General features: G+C 41.6%; 16 protein-coding genes. 6 read left to right on the forward strand and 10 right to left on the reverse strand.

Annotated elements, in window-relative coordinates; all coding sequences use genetic code 11:
• Positions 1-24: 24 nt before the first annotated feature.
• Positions 25-987 carry a 2-hydroxyacid dehydrogenase gene (locus NR125_RS08155; protein ID WP_256814989.1) on the reverse strand — a complete coding sequence of 321 codons (963 nt, stop codon included), beginning with the start codon at positions 985-987 and terminating at the stop codon, positions 25-27.
• A 72-nt stretch (positions 988-1,059) separates the two neighbouring features.
• The gene (gene yutH / locus NR125_RS08160) at positions 1,060-2,067 is read right to left on the reverse strand and encodes a spore coat putative kinase YutH (RefSeq protein WP_009331708.1); all 1,008 of its coding nucleotides are present in this window, start codon (positions 2,065-2,067) and stop codon (positions 1,060-1,062) included.
• A gap of 256 nt (positions 2,068-2,323) precedes the next feature.
• On the opposite strand from yutH, the gene NR125_RS08165 reads away from it, so the two are divergent.
• Positions 2,324-2,827, forward strand: a complete 504-nt coding sequence (locus NR125_RS08165) for a phosphatidylglycerophosphatase A family protein (RefSeq protein WP_009331709.1) — start codon at positions 2,324-2,326, stop codon at positions 2,825-2,827.
• Positions 2,828-2,858: 31 nt separating this feature from the next.
• Here NR125_RS08165 and NR125_RS08170 read toward each other — a convergent pair whose 3' ends face one another.
• The 4 genes from NR125_RS08170 to NR125_RS08185 form a co-directional block, all read right to left on the reverse strand.
• Positions 2,859-3,626: a TIGR01457 family HAD-type hydrolase gene (locus NR125_RS08170; RefSeq protein ID WP_019380024.1), complete on the reverse strand. Its 768-nt coding sequence runs from the start codon at positions 3,624-3,626 to the stop codon at positions 2,859-2,861.
• 173 nt (positions 3,627-3,799) lie between these two features.
• Positions 3,800-4,426, reverse strand: coding sequence for a helix-turn-helix transcriptional regulator (locus NR125_RS08175; protein WP_019380023.1), 627 nt, complete (start codon positions 4,424-4,426; stop codon positions 3,800-3,802).
• A 365-nt stretch (positions 4,427-4,791) separates the two neighbouring features.
• On the reverse strand, positions 4,792-5,232 hold the full coding sequence (locus tag NR125_RS08180) for a DUF86 domain-containing protein (protein WP_019380022.1): 441 nt from the start codon (positions 5,230-5,232) through the stop codon (positions 4,792-4,794).
• A 15-nt stretch (positions 5,233-5,247) separates the two neighbouring features.
• Positions 5,248-6,564 (reverse strand): EAL domain-containing protein, encoded by a 1,317-nt coding sequence (locus tag NR125_RS08185; RefSeq protein WP_256814991.1) that lies wholly within the window; start codon positions 6,562-6,564, stop codon positions 5,248-5,250.
• A gap of 233 nt (positions 6,565-6,797) precedes the next feature.
• Between NR125_RS08185 and NR125_RS08190 the strand changes: the two genes are divergently transcribed.
• Together NR125_RS08190 and NR125_RS08195 are read left to right on the forward strand one after the other, a co-directional pair.
• The gene (locus NR125_RS08190) at positions 6,798-7,064 is read left to right on the forward strand and encodes a DUF3055 domain-containing protein (protein ID WP_009331714.1); all 267 of its coding nucleotides are present in this window, start codon (positions 6,798-6,800) and stop codon (positions 7,062-7,064) included.
• A 100-nt stretch (positions 7,065-7,164) separates the two neighbouring features.
• Positions 7,165-7,452: a hypothetical protein gene (locus tag NR125_RS08195; protein WP_009331715.1), complete on the forward strand. Its 288-nt coding sequence runs from the start codon at positions 7,165-7,167 to the stop codon at positions 7,450-7,452.
• A gap of 65 nt (positions 7,453-7,517) precedes the next feature.
• Here the strand turns inward: NR125_RS08195 and NR125_RS08200 are convergent, their stop codons facing one another.
• A complete protein-coding gene (locus tag NR125_RS08200; protein WP_009331716.1) occupies positions 7,518-7,793 on the reverse strand; it encodes a YutD family protein in 276 nt (91 codons plus the stop codon).
• Positions 7,794-7,960: 167 nt separating this feature from the next.
• On the opposite strand from NR125_RS08200, the gene NR125_RS08205 reads away from it, so the two are divergent.
• Positions 7,961-8,647, forward strand: coding sequence for a YhcN/YlaJ family sporulation lipoprotein (locus NR125_RS08205; protein WP_009331717.1), 687 nt, complete (start codon positions 7,961-7,963; stop codon positions 8,645-8,647).
• A 56-nt stretch (positions 8,648-8,703) separates the two neighbouring features.
• On the opposite strand, the gene lipA is transcribed toward NR125_RS08205, so the two are convergent.
• The gene (gene lipA, locus NR125_RS08210; RefSeq protein ID WP_009331718.1) at positions 8,704-9,621 is read right to left on the reverse strand and encodes a lipoyl synthase; all 918 of its coding nucleotides are present in this window, start codon (positions 9,619-9,621) and stop codon (positions 8,704-8,706) included.
• 311 nt (positions 9,622-9,932) lie between these two features.
• Between lipA and NR125_RS08215 the strand changes: the two genes are divergently transcribed.
• On the forward strand, positions 9,933-10,925 hold the full coding sequence (locus NR125_RS08215; protein ID WP_009331719.1) for a M23 family metallopeptidase: 993 nt from the start codon (positions 9,933-9,935) through the stop codon (positions 10,923-10,925).
• Positions 10,926-10,973: 48 nt separating this feature from the next.
• Here NR125_RS08215 and NR125_RS08220 read toward each other — a convergent pair whose 3' ends face one another.
• Together NR125_RS08220 and NR125_RS08225 are read right to left on the reverse strand one after the other, a co-directional pair.
• Positions 10,974-11,081 carry a methionine/alanine import family NSS transporter small subunit gene (locus NR125_RS08220; RefSeq protein WP_019382719.1) on the reverse strand — a complete coding sequence of 36 codons (108 nt, stop codon included), beginning with the start codon at positions 11,079-11,081 and terminating at the stop codon, positions 10,974-10,976.
• Positions 11,081-12,598, reverse strand: coding sequence for a sodium-dependent transporter (locus tag NR125_RS08225; RefSeq protein WP_071156678.1), 1,518 nt, complete (start codon positions 12,596-12,598; stop codon positions 11,081-11,083). The genes NR125_RS08220 and NR125_RS08225 overlap by 1 nt, the downstream gene beginning before the upstream one ends.
• A gap of 464 nt (positions 12,599-13,062) precedes the next feature.
• Here NR125_RS08225 and NR125_RS08230 point away from each other — a divergent pair, with 464 nt between their 5' ends.
• Positions 13,063-13,944, forward strand: coding sequence for a YsnF/AvaK domain-containing protein (locus NR125_RS08230; RefSeq protein ID WP_256814996.1), 882 nt, complete (start codon positions 13,063-13,065; stop codon positions 13,942-13,944).
• The last annotated feature ends 28 nt before the right edge of the window (positions 13,945-13,972 follow it).

A 13,972-nucleotide genomic window follows, 5' to 3' on the forward strand; every position in this document is an offset into this window, starting at 1 on the left:
CTGCTTTGGGGTGCCTTCATCACTTTATTCGACTGGTGTTTTTGGTTTCTTTCCTGAAAGGACTAGATCAATGTTTTCCACACACAGCTGCATCATGGCATAGCGCGTTTCTATGCTGGCACTTCCGATATGGGGCATAGCCACTACATTTTTCAGCTCCAGCAGAGGATGGTCTTCGCCAATTGGCTCCTCCGCAAAAACATCCAATCCTGCCGCTGCAATCTCTCCTGCCTTCAGTGCTTCATATAAATCATGTTCATTTACAACCGGCCCTCTTGAGGCATTTACAAAAACGGCCTTGCATTTCATCTTCCGGAATGCATTTCGGTTAAATAAATTCCTTGTTTCTTCTGTCAAGGGCGTCAGGCAGACAACGAAATCTGAGCGTTCGAGCAATTCATCAAAGCTGACATATTGGGCTCCCAGTTCCTGTTCCGCATCCGGCTTCCTCGAACGATTGTGATATAAAATCTCCATATCAAATCCAGCTGCACGCTTTGCAACTGTTTTTCCGATATTTCCCATCCCTACAATCCCGATTGTTTTATGATGCACATCCTGCCCTGCTAAAAGCAGCGGACTCCAGCTCTTCCAATTGCCTTTCTTGACAAACTCAGCAGCCTCCACCATTCTGCGCGCAGCAGCGAGCACAAGCGCAAACGTCAGGTCGGCAGTTGAATCATTCAATACCTCTGGTGTATTGGTCACCGTGATTCCGAGCCTTTTTGCTGTCTCAACATCCACATTATCATAGCCGACAGCCATATTGGCTATGATCTTCAGCTTCCCTCCTGCTTCCAGAACTTCCTCATTCACCGGCTCTGATAGCATAGTTAAAAGGGCATCTGCTTTTCTCGCCTCCTGTAAGAATACATCGTAAGGTACCGGCACATCTTCCCGATCCCACATTTCAACTGTGTACTTTTCTTTTAAAATGGCAATAACATTTTCAGGCAGCTTCCTGCTGATAAATACGTATGGTTTCATTAAAATATCCCCTCTTTACATTCTCAAGCTTATGTTCCTTTCGCCAAGTAAGGGGCATTTCCCTGCCTATTTTCAGCTCTTGATCCAATTCACCAGAGGAATCCTGAGTTTTTTGATGGGGACCTCGGCAAATTCGAAAAATCCCCCCAGAAAACGCTCATGATCGTCAGACTGCCAAAGATACTTCTGCAGGCGCTCCTGAAGCACAAGCTTCTGCTGTTCAGAATCTGCACCATAATAATTTTCTATTGTTTCGAAATAATGGAGAGGAAATAATAGACGAGCATAGTATAGCCGCCATGAGAAGGAGGATAATGGCCCTACACTTTGATATTCCGATAAAAATTGGCGCAGATCCGGCTGATACGTTTTGATATTATGGAAATATTTCTCTCTCGTCCATTCCGCCAAATCTCTGGATGAATGATCAAATACCCAGTCAAATGGATTTTTCATATAATAACTGTCTCCCCAGGTGGCAGATGTTAGTCTTATATGACATACGGTTCCGCTGTCTGCCATTTCTGGTTCGTCATCAAGCTCAGTATCCACAAGATATTGTATTGAATTTTCAGCAAGCCCCATATAGTATGGAAACGACTCTAAAAACATTCTCTCAAAATCGTTTTCAGGCTTTTGGAAAAGCATCTCATTCCATACCTTTTCCATTTGATCCAGCCGCTGTTCCCAGAGCTGTTTCCACTGCCCGATTCTGCTAGTTTTTTTCACGGGAAACGAAATGCTCCTGCCTCTGTAATGGAACTTTGCCAGCTTTCGTCCAAACTGGCTTTGTTTTCTGCTCAGTGTATGCCGGTTAACCAGAATGCAAAAGCGGCTATCGTTCCAATCAATTGATTGTTTACCTTCCTTTGTTTTCATAAAAGTGCTTATGTTCCTATCCCCGCAATTGGTAAGGTGTTCTGCCATTTGGTCCAGTTCTTCGAGTTCTTCTTCATCTGTATGCCCCGCAGGCACAAGCAAATAAAGCTGTCCCTGCTTTCGGCATGCATCATATTTTCCGATTCTCATCGTATCCTCTGCTTCTATCCCAAATTGTTCTTTCAAAAGTTTTCTAAACATTATACCACCTCATTTTAGAGAGATCCTTATGGAATATATATGATAGAAGACTTTAAAACTTGTTGTTTTCTTGGATAAGACTGTGTACCATGGAAATAATACAGGAAATGAAATTTTTCCGTTTCAGCGGCATCGGGCATATTTGATAAAAAAAGGGTATATACATAGTGAAAAGAATCTAAAAGTGCATAACACAGGACCTTAGCTAGGCCTGGACATTCCCGCAATTATTTAATAACCAGAAAAGGTGAAGCCAATGAATGAAGAAAAAAAAGCAGTTAACGTTACAGAGCAGACAGCACGTAAATGGCTCCATGAAAGAGGGGTAGAAATTCAGGATATAGCTGATTTAGTGTTCTTCCTCCAAGAGAAATATCACCCCAATTTACAAATGAAAGATTGCATTCATAATGTTGAGCGTGTTTTATCAAAAAGAGAAGTTCAAAACGCCATTTTAACGGGCATTCAGCTTGATATGCTGGCCGAGGAAAAGAAACTCTTAGAGCCGCTGCAGTCGATTATCGCTACAGATGAGGGTTTATATGGAGCGGATGAAGTACTGGCATTATCCATTGTAAACGTATATGGTTCCATTGGATTTACCAATTTTGGATATATCGATAAATTGAAGCCTGGCATCCTGAAGGATCTGAACGATAAGAGTTCAGGAAGATGCCATACCTTCCTCGATGATATTGTCGGAGCTATCGCTGCAGCCGCTTCGAGCAGGCTGGCACACAGTGCCGAAAATGCGGAATAAAAAAGGATGGAGAGCTTTTCTCCATCCTTTTCTATTTAAAGTCCCAATCCGCTAATGAATCGAGCACAAAGTCAGGCTTTTTGTCATAACCTTTCAATAGCTCTTTCGTTGTTACACCTGTATGGACAAGCAGGGTATCCATACCGGCATTCATTCCTGCTAAAATATCCGTATCATAGTTATCCCCAACCATCAGGGTTTCTTCCTTAGCTGTTCCCAGGACCTTTAAAGCCTGCTCCATGATGATCGATTCCGGTTTTCCGATAAACACCGGCTCTGTTTGTGTCGATACAGTAATGACAGAGGTTAGTGACCCATTACCCGGAAGCAGCCCTCTTTCTGTCGGAATAGCAATGTCCCCGTTTGTGGAAATGAATGCTGCTCCATTCCGGACAGCCAGACAGGCGATGGATAGCTTTTCATAGTTAATGGAGCGGTCAATCCCCACTACGACGTAGTCCGCATGCTCCTCAGCAAAGCTTAGCCCCTTTTCAGCCAGCGCTTCCCGTATTCCTTCTTCTCCAATCACATAAACTGAAGCATCGGTTTGCTGTTCATATATGTAGTTGGCAGTAGCCATGCTCGTTGTAAAGACCTGCCCTTCTTCGGCAGGAATGCCGAACTTCACAAGCTTCTCTGCTACCTGGGCTGGTGTTCTGGAAGAATTATTCGTCACAAACAAATAGGGAAGATCCAGTTCCCTAAGCTTATTGACAAAATCAGCTGCCTCACTGATCAGCTCTGTCCCGCGATACATGGTGCCATCTAAATCGATTAAGTATCCTTTATATTTTTTCACAGCCATCACTCCCAAATGATCTATGCTTTTATTAATATCCCCATTTTTCAACTGAGCTATCGCCCATAAAAGCTATCTTAAAGGAACGTGGTGAATTGTGCAATTTTTCACGATTGCAAGGATGAATAATAAAGTAATTCCCGCAAAAAAACTCCTTGAACAGGGGCCCCCGCCTAATCTTGCTTTATTATATAATGACAGCACCCATCACCTGCAGCCATACAGGATTTGATATCAACATGATCAGCAGAAAGAAAATCTTTGATAAACTCTTTTTCAGACCTGCAGATTTGTTTAAATTCTTCTGCTGTTTCAATATATGGGCAATTAAACTCTTTGAGGTGGACTTGGCCTTCCTCTATTAGCACTTCCGGCATAAAGCCTTCAAGCAGGAGAAGGTCCTCAAGAACTTGAAGCTTTTCTGAAAAAGATTTCCCGGCCGTCTGAATCTCATACTGCTGTACGAGGCGGTTTTTCCTTCTTGAAAACAACTCTGTAATTAAATGGCCCTGCCCCATGCTTTTAAGTTCTGTTAATAATTCAACACTTAACTGCTTGTATTTTTTCGGAAACAGATCTTCGCCCTTTGCTGTTAGCTGATAAAGCTTTGAAGGGCGCCCTTTTGTTTGCCTCTGGATTGCAGATCTAATAAAGCCATCTTTTTCAAGAGCCTGAATATGCTTTCTGACGGCCATTTCTGTTATTCCCAGCTCTCTGGCCATTTCCAGTATGGAAAGCTTCCCGGTTGTTTTAATTAACCTCAAGATCTCTTCTTTTGTTGAATTTTCTCCAACATGCATGACATTCACCGCCCTTCTCTTTATTCAAGCCTAATATGCTCCCTAGGAACAAAAGCGGAAGCATCTTGATCAGATGAACTCCAACTAAAAACCGCCACGTCCTGTGGTGAACGTTGAAGCCAGCACATCCAGTGCAAGTCCGGCAGGCATAAGACGAATCAAGCAGGAAACCTCCCAAAGCAAGCTTCGGTCGGGCGATGAATCGCTGACGAAGCGTTCCTTGTCCCGATTTCTTGAGTGATTTGGCTTATGACCCGAGGGGCTAGGCGCTGGAGCTAGATGCAGACAGCCTTTCCACAGAGTTATTCATACAGTTCCATTTCATAGTTTCCCATACAGAGAAAAAGATCGGATTTCTCCGATCTTTATTGAGGTTTAAAAGCAGAAACCGGCCCCAGTTCATTGGTTAGATACTCCCTGACCCTGCCCGGAAACTCTTTAATCATGGACATATGACTGCTTATAGCTGTTATTAGCCCCCCATGATTGACGTCTGTGTAATTTTGGACGAGCATTTTACGATATGTAATGAACTGTTTAAAGCTATTGCTCATTTCTTTGCTGATGACCTTTTCGTCGTCAAGAATATCCACGATATCATCGTAGCTGCCTGGATCCCTCATGATAAAGCCGTCAATCATCGTATTACCAGTATCAAGGATAGCTTCGATCATAATTTGGGCAATCCGTTCCAAGGCTGCCTTTTCAATAGGGGATGTCCACTCTTTCACTTCTTCAAAAAGGGAGATTTGCTGTTCCAGATAACTAAGTGTGTCTTCGATCTTTTCCCTGTCTACGAAATACATAATGCTTCCTTCCTCCTATGAAGATTTCAGGCTCTTGGTTAAAGTATCCGGCCGAGCGTAGAAATATCCCTGAGCTAAATCGACATTGTTTCTGGAGAGAACCGATGCCTCCCCTTCACTTTCAATTCCCTCGGCAACCACCAGTGAACCCGCTTCTTTCGCCACTAAAAGGAGACCCTTCAGCATGGATTCTTTTACCCTGTTCGTATCAATGCCTTTAATGACGGAACGGTCGATTTTTATAATATCCGGCATAATCTCACTTATGGAATTTAAACTGGCATAACCTGCACCGGTGTCATCCACAGCCACCCGAAATCCTAATGTTCTTAATACCTTTATATTGTATATAAAGTTTTCAATACCTTCAATGGGATCACGTTCAGTAATTTCAAGTGTGATCTGTTCAGGGGGAATATCTTTATAGCCGGTGAGCATTTTCTTTACATCCCTCACAAACCTTTCATTCCCTATTGTAATCGGGGTGAAGTTAATAAATATATCCTGATTGCAGCCTGTCTTTTTTATCTGTTCAAGTGTTTTCTCAAGTACGATTAGCTCCAGATCATAAAGGCTTCCCGTCTGCCGAGCAATGCTAAAAAGCTGTAGAGGGCTTTCCAGGGAAGTGCCGCTCGGACCTCTTGTGAGCATTTCCCAAGCCTTTATCTCGCCTGTAGCCACATTAATAATCGGCTGCGCCAGCATTTTAATATCCTTTTTCGCTACAATTTTATTTATTTTGTACATCATTTCATTAAACTCGGATCTGACCCTTTTTTCGGCCATTGCGAGTGCATGCTGATGGGCTTTGTAGACTGCTTCCTGAACAGACGAATAATACTTCTTTTCAACAAACATATATCCCGCATCAATAACCGGCTTTATATGAGGTGTATCATTATGTATGTATTTTTCAGCTTCTTTGACAATTTTTTTCAGTGTTTGATCAATTTCTGTTACACAATCCCTGCTATGGTCCACTTTCAATATCAAGGCAAGGCCATCGCTATAATGATCATGCACGATAATGATTTGATTATCTTCAAGTTCCCGCTGAATGACTGCCAAAAATATGATCTTAATGTTTTTTATAAACTGTCTGAAAGAAAGCTCACCCAGCTGTTCGGACAGGTCTTGCCAATTTTTAAAATTAAAAACAGCAACGGCCACTTCAAACCCTTGTTTCAGCGCCAGATTTACTCCTTCTGCAATCGGGTCACGGATAATGAATTGGGGAGGGAAATACTTTATCTTATTTAAAGGAAGCATAAGTTTGCCCCAATTTCCAACCGGCTTAAATCTTTTTATGTAATGGTGGACCATACCTTTCATTCCTCTCAGCTGCCAGCTTTATTTTTGTAGTGGCTATAAGCCTTTATTACTATGCTACCCTACCAGCTATTGTATCACAATATTTCGAATTGAGTATTTTTTCCTTTAATAGAAAAAATATATATTTAGCCAATAAAGGGTGAAAAGAGAATAAAAAGATTCATCCCCTTCGAACATAAACCCAACAAGGACATGCTATAATCGGTATATAAAACAACTGAGGAGTGTTATATTTGGCAGAACGCTTTTTCTTATATGATGATCTCGAAGAAACAAAAACCAGATTTGTCAGCTTTATGGGAGAAAACCAGCGATTCGATTTGGCTATTGTTCGTTCCGATCGCTATTACGGCAAACAATTGGTCCTTGATATCCAGGGAAGCCGATTTGCCATTATTGGAGAAGATGATTTAAAGGAAGAAGGCTATCTTGAGCATGTTTTTCAGCTTTCTGAGGAAGATGCAGAGGAGCTTAAGTCATTTCTCATGGAAATCGTTTAATATACGATAATAAACAGATACTAAGGGAGAACCTATTTTTGTGGGTTCTCCCTTTTCTTTAAAGACCCTGCTGCATATAAACTTCCTAAGGAGTGATAGCATGGACGATAAAGAAAGACGCACATACACCGATTTCTCAAACGTGGAAACGCAAAGGAATTTCCTTATTCCCGAGGACTTGCCTGAAGGTGCCTATGGCTCTCCTAGAAATGCGGATGAGCCGGTAGAGAACAAAAGCACCCCATGGCAGGAGGGCCAGCGCTATTACAGTGCCTTCAATTATGAGTTCAAGTCCCTCCATCAGAACTTGCCGAGGCAAATGCCAGGGGCGCATCCGCCGCATGATGACCCTGATAAAAATGAAGAACCGCCATATACAGAGACTTAAAAAAGCGTACACCCACAAAGGGCTAGGCAGCATCAAAAAAGGGCAGGGTTACCCCCCTGCCCTTTTTAGCTTTTCACTTTTTTCACAACAAAATAGGCACATCCGAAATTACAGAATTCGTAAAGATACTCGGTCAGAGTACTTATTTTTGTATCAAATGAAGCCTTTTGGTTCTGATCATCGAAAAAGCCGCGGAGACGAAGCTGACCATATCCCCAGTCGCCAACAATATAGTCATACCTGGATAAAATTTCGCTGTATCTCCCGCGAAATGCTTCCTCATTAAAACCATCCCGTTCTTCCTGAATCACTTCATAGCAGATATTATTAATGCAGACCAATTTATTCACCTCAACTTAAAAAGCATATGTACCAGTATTATATTGGAAATCACAGGATATGAAAACAAACCAATATTTGTCCTAATTAAATTATAACTGATTCCCCATCAATTACTAAGAGAAAAAAATTCAGCAGTGGCAATTCTATAGATGAGGAGGTGTTTATAGTGAAAAAATCACTAATCATTCTTGGCATTAGCGGCATGGCTGCACTGACTGCCTGTCAAAACAATGCCGCAAAAGAAGATATCTATGAAGAAACCGGTCACACCATAAATGTAAATGACCAGCGTGCTGATTTATACAACAGGGATATGGGCAACGGGCGAAACGGCCGAAACAATACCGGTGAAGACTTCGGATATGTGCGCCATCAAAAAAGCCCAATTATGGGAGACAACGTTTCAGCGGATCACTATGCTGCCATTGACCGTGAGCAGGTTGCAGATATTATCGGAAAATATTGCACTGAAGTTCCGAACGTGGACGATATTTCAACTCTTGTAACAGATGAAGAAGTCCTGATCGTATATAACACTGACACAAAAAATCGCAATCAGACAGCTGATCAGGTGAAGAAGATGGCCATGTCTGTAGTCCCAAGATGGTATCATGTCTATGTAAGTGATGATACTTCATTAAGGAAAAATGTTGAAAACTATGCAACAGTTGATTCTGATGGACGTAATGCTGAAAATGGCATTAACCAGTTAATTAAACAAATGCTTAATTCTCCTCAAGGAGAAAGAATGAGTGAAAGTGAAAATGAAAACGGTGAAATGCAAGGCGAAAGAAACGATGATATGGATAAAGATGATCTTGGGGAAAACGTCAAGAAAGCAGGTAACCGTTAATCATTCAGCAGTATGAAAAAAGAGTCCAGCGATGGCGCTGAACTCTTTTTTTTATCTTATGCTTCCTGGATTTCCTTTTCTCCCATAAGCTGCTTTTGTTTAGATGCCGCATTTACCTGTTCATCAGCATGATAGGAAGAGCGGACAAGCGGGCCTGCTTCACAATGGCTGAATCCTTTGCTCATTGCAATGTCCTTCAGCTCCTGGAATTCTTCAGGTGAATAGTATTTCAAAACCTTAAGATGTTTCTTGGATGGCTGCAGATACTGCCCTATTGTCATAATATCAACATCATGGGCACGCAGATCATCCATTACCGCAATTATTTCCTCTTTTGTTTCGCCAAGCCCGATCATCAAGCTGGATTTTGTAGGAATATCTGGCTGCATCTCTTTTGCACGCTTTAAAAATTCAAGAGAGCGCTTATATTTTGCACGCGCTCTTACTCTTGGAGTCAGGCGCTCAACTGTTTCGATATTGTGGTTAAGAATATCAGGCCGGGCATCCATAAGCATTTTCAGATTATCATACACACCGCCCATGTCTGAGGGCAATACTTCAATCGTAGTGAACGGGCTTTTTCTTCTGATGGCACGGACCGTTTCTGCGAAAACAGCAGCACCGCCGTCCTTTAAGTCATCTCTTGCTACAGCTGTTACCACTGCATGCTTTAAGTTCATTAGCGCTACGGAATCTGCTACGCGTTCCGGCTCCTGAAGATCCAATTCAGTTGGCAGGCCCGTTTTGACAGCACAAAAACGGCAGGCACGCGTACAAACATCCCCAAGAATCATGAACGTGGCCGTTCTTCTTACTGCCCAGCATTCATGAATGTTGGGGCACTTAGCCTCTTCACAAACAGTATGCAGATTTTTTTCCCTCATCATTTTTTTTAGGCCAGTATAATTTTCATTTGTGTTTAACTTTATTTTCAGCCATTCAGGCTTGCGCAAGTACTCTTCTTTTTTGCTCATTTTCCCACTCCTTAAACTGAAGCTAGACGGAAAGAAAGGCGCAAGCGCCTTACCCTTGGCTTGAGGCCTCGAGGGGGTAGGCGCTGGAGCCAGACAGTTATCTGACTTCAGAATTAATACATTCCTGCCTATTAAAAGCCTGTCATAAGCAAATTCCGACTAAGCTGATTAGGCTTCACCTGATGCCACTTTATCATAATGAATTGAAGAGGACAAGCCGAAGATTCTGGTATTACCATTAATTGATATTTATTAAATTATCCATTCCTCACAAACTAAATAAGCAGACCATAAAAGAAGGGAGGATTTCCGTGCGGATATTATTTACCGCAGCTGCGGCCTTATCGTTATTTCTGATTTCCTTATGCACAGTCAGCGCCCAAGAAAATCAAGCTGATGTATATAAACAAAGAATGACCTTATATAAAAAAGTTGAAGCTGTTACGAACATCCCCTGGTATTACCTTGCGGGGATTGATCAGTATGAACGGAATGTCCGGCAGTCCAGAAGGGATATTCCCAAAGCAGAAGGCATTACAGGCATCTATTTCAAACCTGAAGAGTGGGCGGGAATATTGAACCCAGATCCATCCGATGAGAATCCTACATCCATACAATTTTTCAATGGAATAGGAATGGACGGGGACGGGGACGGAAAAGCCAGCTTGAAAAGTGATGAAGATGTTCTTCATTCCTTTGCCAAATTCCTTCTCTCATATGGTACAGACCATGATAATTTAAAAATTGGATTGTGGAATTATTATAAACGCGATAAAGCTGTCGGCATCATTATCGGCAAAGCCCAAATTTATAAGCAGTTCGGCCGCCTTGATCTTGATGACCACACCTTCCCTGTCCCTTTGAGGAGCAATTACAGCTACAGAAATACCTGGGGTGACGCCAGAGGATGGGGCGGAAGGCGGATTCATGAAGGAACAGATATTTTCGCTGATTACGGGGTGCCCGTCCGGGCTACATCTTATGGAATAGTGGAAATGAAAGGCTGGAACAAATATGGAGGATGGAGAATCGGCATCCGTGATATTAATAATAACTATCATTACTTTGCCCATTTAAGCGGATTTGCAAAAGATCTGAAAGTTGGGCAAATCGTTGAGCCCGGGATGATGATAGGAGGGGTAGGAAGCTCCGGCTACGGGCCTCCGGGTACATCAGGTAAATTCCCTCCCCATCTCCATTATGGCATATACAAAGACAATGGCTATACTGAGTGGTCCTATGATCCATATCCTCATTTAAGATTATGGGAAAGACAGGATCGGATAAAAGCAAGAAGAAAATAAACATAAATAAAGGACTGCCTATTTAATTAGGCAGTCCTTCATTATTTATTATTTAGCTTTTTTTGCTTTAGATACTGCATTCATTATACTTGCTGCCAGACCGCCCCAGATAATGAGCATCCCAACCACCATCATTGTAATTGCGCCACCAGACATTATTGAGATACCTCCTTATCATTTGGGATCGTAAGCTTAGTCTGTGTTTCGTTCTTTTTAATTGCCATAAACACAAAGCCCATAATCAATGCAGCTATTGCAACTCCCCATCCTGAATAGAGCAGGAAGCTTGTAGGATATCCTTCATAATTATCTTTCACATTTGTTATAATGTTTTGAATCATCATATAACCAAGCACAATTGGTGTAATTCCAATTAAACACACTTTCCACCATGCCCCAAGTTTTATATCGGAAACAGCATCTGCATGGTTTTGAAGATTTTTCAATTCTTTTAATACCCATCCAACAATTACAACCTGGACAAGTCCTGCCAGGGCAACTCCAAACTGGTTAATGAAATAATCCGCTGCATCAAGGAAGTATAATCCGCCCTGTGTCGCAAAAAGGATTGAAATAACAGCAGATAAACCGCCGCCAACAAGAACAGCTTTATTACGTGATACATTAAACTTATCCTGTACACCGGCAACAAATGTTTCAACAATTGAAATTAGCGAAGTTAAGCCCGCCAGTGTTAAACAGATAAAGAAGAAAGACCCGAATAACCCATTTAAAGCAGGGAATTCGTTAATGATTTGCGGGAATACCACGAATGCTAATCCTACACCGGATGATACAACTTCATTAATACCCACACCCTGCTGTGCAGCCATGAATCCTAATGCGGCAAAAACTCCGATCCCTGCAAGAAGTTCAAATCCAGAGTTTGCAAAACCTGTAATGAAAGCACTGTTTGTCAAATCCGTTTTCTTAGGAAGGTAGCTTGAATATGTTACCATGATGGCAAATCCAATTGATAAACTAAAGAAGATCTGGCCATATGCCGCAACCCAAACCTTAGGATCTGCTATCATCTCCCAGTTTGGCTTAAAGAATGCATCCAATCCGGCAATAGCTCCATCAAGTGTCAATGCGCGAACAACAATAATTAAGAATAAAACTACAAGGACAGGAATAAAGATTTTGTTCGCGATTTCAATACCTTTTTTAATTCCCTTGAACAGGATGCCAAGTGTTACTACCCAAACAATAACTAAAGGAATGAAAACTCCTGGGACAATCCCGCCTATATCTCCTGGCGTTTCAGAAAGCTTCAAATATTCTCCAAAGAGGAATCCGTTTGGATCGTCACCCCATTTGAGATTAAACGAGAAGCCTGCGAAAGACATTGCCCATGCGATAATAACCGCATAATATGTTGAAATGACAAATGAGATGGCTACCTGCCACCAGCCTAACCATTCGTATTTTTTACTTAATCTAGCATAAGACAGTGGTGCTGAACCCCGATACCTATGGCCAATTGTAAATTCCATAATCAGAAGCGGTATTCCTGCTGTCAGCAGAGCAAATAAATACGGAAAAAAGAATGCTCCCCCTCCATTTTCATATGCAACTGCAGGGAAACGCCAAATGTTTCCTAGACCAATTGCAGAACCCACCGCTGCCAATATAAAGCCAGCTCTGGATCCCCACTGCGGACGATTATCCATAGTAATTACTACCCCCTGTAAATATTCCCAATTAAAAAGAACAATGGGAACTTTTTATATTTTCAGATAATTAAATCTAACTAAGCCTAGTATAGCTAGTTTTTGATAATCTGTCAAAACATTATTTTCCTAATAGTATTATTTTTCGAAATAATTTATTTTAGTACATTGCCAGAGTAAAGCACATAACCAAATTAGTATACTCGTATTTTAATTATCATTAGAATTCAACTCGGCCAGGAGTTATTCCACCAAAGCTGATCAATATATTCTTTGTCCTCACCCCCTTAGTAAAATTTATTCTTAAAAGCTAAAAACTTTCATTTTTTATTCAGAAAATTCAAAATAAAATTGGTAAGATGCCAAAATTAACCTTGTTTGCTCTTCCAAGACCCGGGAATATAACCAATGTGCTTAACCATTACCAAATATAGCATAAAGCACTGCAAAGGAGGTTTTTACAAATGGATGCCAATATTATCGGAGTTTATAATTCACAAAGGGAAGTAGTAAATGCCATTCAAGAACTGCAAAATGACGGATACCCTGTTCAGGATCTATCCATCATTGGGCAGACAGAACACCTGGATACGTCTCTTGAAGATAAAACCGGTGTTCATACAGAGACCTTCGAGACTAAAGATAGAGACAGCAGCGAGAGCGCGGGATTCTTAAATAGTCTCGCATCATGGTTTGATGATGATCGCATGACCAGCGACTCTGCAGGTGAAAAGTTCAGGGAACTGGGCATGTCAGATGATGAAGCACGCAAGTATGAAACTTATGTAAACGAGGGAAAAATCATTTTATACAGCGATAGAATGGATACTGCAACAGGCTTTACCAATGCAGGAACTGCTGAAGCCAACGTGGACAGCACTTACAATGGGGGATATAGCCAGCAGAGAAATCCCGCTGAAGAAGATGAACAATCATTAAAACTCCGGGAAGAACTGCTGGATGTGTCAAAAGAACGTGTTCAAGCCGGAGAAGTTGAAATCCATAAAGATGTTGTGGAAGAACAAAAAGCAATTAATGTACCGGTAGAGCATGAAGAAGTGTATGTAGAAAGAAGAAAAGTGGACGATCCAACTGGCGCAAGCACATCACCTATATCAGATGAGGAAACAATCAGGATCCCAATTACAGAAGAGCGTGTAGAAGTCTCCAAAAGGCCTGTTGTCACCGAAGAAATTGTCGTAGGCAAACGGGAAGTTCAGGAAACCCAGCAGGTTAAAGAAAACCTCAAGAAAGAAGAAGTGCATCTAGAAGGCGGCCAAGAATATGTTACTGACGATGAAGACTTAGATCGTTCTCTTAATAGAAGAAATAATGACAACCTATAATTAAAAAGGTCCCTTCCCGGGGACCTCT

This window comes from Cytobacillus sp. Bac17 (assembly GCF_024519925.1).
GTDB classification, from domain to species: Bacteria; Bacillota; Bacilli; order Bacillales; family Cytobacillaceae; genus Cytobacillus; species Cytobacillus pseudoceanisediminis.